Source organism: Actinomycetospora sp., assembly GCF_036497245.1.
Classification (GTDB): Bacteria; Actinomycetota; Actinomycetes; order Mycobacteriales; family Pseudonocardiaceae; genus Actinomycetospora.
Map to the genome: position 1 here is coordinate 1 of NZ_DASXJS010000271.1, position 3243 is coordinate 3243.

A 3243-nucleotide genomic window follows, 5' to 3' on the forward strand; every position below is an offset into this window, starting at 1 on the left:
TTCGCGCGCGAGGTGGCGGACACCGTCGTCGTCCTCGAGCACGGACGGATCATGCGGTCCGGGCCGCCGTCGGAGGTGCTCGACGACGACGGCCCCGCACGAGGGGAACCCTCGGTCGCCTAGAACGGCCGAGGGTTCCCCTCGCGCGGGAGCCTCGGGAGCCTCGGGAGCGCGGGCCTCGGGAGCGGGAGCGTCAGGAACGGTGCGCGGACCGGGAGCGCCTGAACCCGAGCCTGCCCGACAGGAACCCACCGCGCGGGCGACGCCGCGGCCCGAGGCGAGGCGTCACGGCCTGCCCGAGGGCGTAGCGGACGAGCTCCTCGTTCCCGGTGGCCGACCACACGCCGTCCGGGCCGGTGAGGGTGTCCTCGAAGCCGATCCGCGTGTCGAACCCCTGGCGACGTGCGTACTCGAGCACCGGCCAGGCGCCGCCCTCCTCGCCGTGCAGCAGGATCGGCACCGTCATCGGGCGCAGCGCGCGGAGCAGGCGCACCGCCTCGGCCACCGCGGAGTCGGGGTCGGTCACCGTGACCTCGGCGGTCACCCGGACCGTGCCCTGCGGGATCCCCGCCTGTTTGAGCTGCACCGCGTCGCCGCTCGTCCACACCCCGAGCTCGATCCCGATGCCCACGGACGCGAGCGCCTCGCAGACGGTCTCCCAGCCGCGCTCGTGCACGTTCACCGCGGCGACGTCCGGACGGGCGTGCCGGGGCAGGCCCGCCCACTCCTGCGCCAACCCGGTGCGCCGGAACGCGCTCGGTTCGATCCACCGCGCCATCGGGACGCCGATCTCCAGCGCGGGCGCGGCCCGGCGGATGGACGCGACCGTCGTCCCGATCACCTCGGTGTCGAGGCTCTCGCGCCCGTACTGATCGCGCGGGTGCACGTGCATGCTCCGGACGCCCAGCGCCGCGACCGCCCCCGCGTCCCGGGCGAGCGCCTCCGGCGTGCTCGGGAGCGCCGGGGACACGCCGTCGGGGCGCGTCCCGTTCGGGCAGCACTGCAGCATGGCGCCCTCCCGGTGCGGTCCGTCCGTGTTCAACCATCTTGCCACCGTTCGGACGCATATGCAGACGCAATCCCGGCTGAATCTGCGCGAACGGGTGCCGGTGCGCACCCGACCGGTCGTCTTGACCCGTCGACCCGCGCCGAGGAGTCTTGGTTGGTCAACCAACCAAGGACGGGAACCGGGGAGTGGCCGATGGACAAGCGCCGCGCGATCACCGTCGCCGGCGTCGCGCAGCTCGAGGAGGCGGGCCTCGGGTCGTTCACCCAGGCTCGGGTCGCGCAGCGTGCGGGCCTGCGCCAGAGCCACCTCACGTACTACTTCCCGACGCGCAGCGACCTCATCGTCGCGGTGGCCGACGAGGCCGTCGCGGCCCGCGTCGAAGCGCTGCGGCCGGTCGGGGAGGCGGGCGAGCCCGGCGCGAAGGTCGCCGCTCTCGCCGCGGTCCTCACGGCGCCCGGTCAGACCCGGGTGCTCCTGGCCCTGACCCAGAGCGCCGAGGACGAGCCCGGCGTGCGCCGGGCACTCGGCGACCTCGCCGCCGGCGTCGCCCCCGGCAGCGTCGCGCTGCTCGCGGCGTTCGGTGCGGCCGCCACCGCGTCCGCGATCGGGCTGCTCCAGAGCGTGTCGACCGGCATGGCCGTCCTCGCCCTGGCCCGCGAGCCCGGCGAGTTCCGGCCCCTGGCCGAACGGATGCTCACCGACTTCCTCACCCACCTCCCGCCCTCCGACGCAGAACAGTGAGCCCGACGATGAACCTGCTCGCCCGAGTCCCGTTGAAGCCGTCGACCAGCGGTATCCAGTACGCCGGGTGGGAGCCCCACCGCGTCGCGCACTCCGGCCTCGGCAGCCGCACCATGACCGGGCAGCGCATCCCCGTCGGTGACGGCGTCGAGCTCAACGCCGACGTGTACCTGCCGCAGACGCCCGGTCGCTACCCCGCCGTCGTGTCGTTCTCGGCCTACAGCACCGAGACCCACACCGCGGGGATCCCGACGGGCTCGAACGAGATCGGCTCGCCGCCGGTGTTCACCGACCGGGGGTACTGCCCCGTCGTCGTGGAACGGCGCGGGATGGGCCGCTCCACGGGCGAGCAGGTCATGTTCTTCGACCCGCAGGACGTCGACGACCACGAGAAGGTCATCGCCTGGGCCGCCGCACAGCCGTGGTGCTCGGGCGAGGTCGTCCTGTTCGGGACCTCGTACTACGGCATGACCCAGCCCCTCGTCGCGGCACGACGCCCCGAGGCGCTGCGGGCGTTCTTCGCCAACGAGATGTGCACCGACTTCTACCGCCACCTCGTGGCGTTCGGCGGCGTCCCGGCGAGCTTCTTCCTCTCGCTGTGGATGGGCGCGAACTTCACCGAGGCGAACTACGCCCGCCGCATGCCCCCGCAGCTGCGTGCGGCCATCAGCCACGTCACCAACGGGACGATGCAGCCGCTCCTCGAGAAGGTCGTCCACCACAGCGTCGACGGGATGTTCCAGAAGTTCATGTCGGCCACCCCGGTCGAGGACGTCAGGGAGATCTACGCGCACTGGATGTTCGACGAGAAGACCCGGGAGTCCTCGACGATCCCCGAGGGCTCCACCGCGGTCCTCGACCGGATCGAGGTGCCGTTCGCGGTCGTCCAGAACCTCGGGTACGTCAACCTCCACCAGTTCGGCTGCTACGACCTGTTCGAGAACGCCGCGACCCCGCCCGACCGACGGTGGCTGATCCTCGGCCCGCCGGCCTACGACCTGCCGGTCTACTCCTGGCAGGGCGAGGCGCTGGCGTTCTTCGACCACGTGGTGCACGGCCTCGACAACGGCTACGCCAAGCAGCCCCGGGTGCGCTACTGGACCGACGGCGCCGATCGCTTCGGGACGGCCGACGCCTTCCCGCCGTCGCGGGGCACCGCCCGGCGGCTGTACCTGGGCTCGGCAGGCGCCGACCACGCCACCCACCGGCTCGCCGCCGACCACACCGCACCCGGGGCCAACACGTGGGCCGCCGTCCCCCGGGGCGTCCCGGTGCTCGGCGGACTCGACGAGCTCGCCAACCAGGTGCTCACCTTCGAGCTGCCGGTCGGCGAGGAGCTCCGGCTCGTCGGGCCCGTCACCGCCCGGCTGACGTTCAGCAGCAACGAGATCGACTCCTACGTCCTCGCCCGGCTCTCCCGCATCGACACCGACGGCGGGCGCCACCAGCTCGGCATGGGCGCGATCCGCCCGGTCGCCCGCACCGAGGACACC

At 73.2% G+C, this 3243-nt stretch carries 3 protein-coding genes; 2 read left to right on the plus strand and 1 reads right to left on the minus strand.

Features of this window, described 5'->3' with window-relative positions:
* Positions 1 to 193 precede the first annotated feature (193 nt).
* Positions 194 to 1042 (minus strand): 3-keto-5-aminohexanoate cleavage protein, encoded by an 849-nt coding sequence (locus VGI02_RS27680; protein ID WP_331633050.1) that lies wholly within the window; start codon positions 1040 to 1042, stop codon positions 194 to 196.
* Between the two features lie 159 nt (positions 1043 to 1201).
* On the opposite strand from VGI02_RS27680, the gene VGI02_RS27685 reads away from it, so the two are divergent.
* Both VGI02_RS27685 and VGI02_RS27690 read left to right on the plus strand, forming a co-directional pair.
* Positions 1202 to 1750 carry a TetR family transcriptional regulator gene (locus VGI02_RS27685; RefSeq protein WP_331633052.1) on the plus strand — a complete coding sequence of 183 codons (549 nt, stop codon included), beginning with the start codon at positions 1202 to 1204 and terminating at the stop codon, positions 1748 to 1750.
* Between the two features lie 8 nt (positions 1751 to 1758).
* On the plus strand, positions 1759 to 3243 hold a 1485-nt coding region (locus VGI02_RS27690), incomplete at its 3' end, for a CocE/NonD family hydrolase (RefSeq protein WP_331633054.1).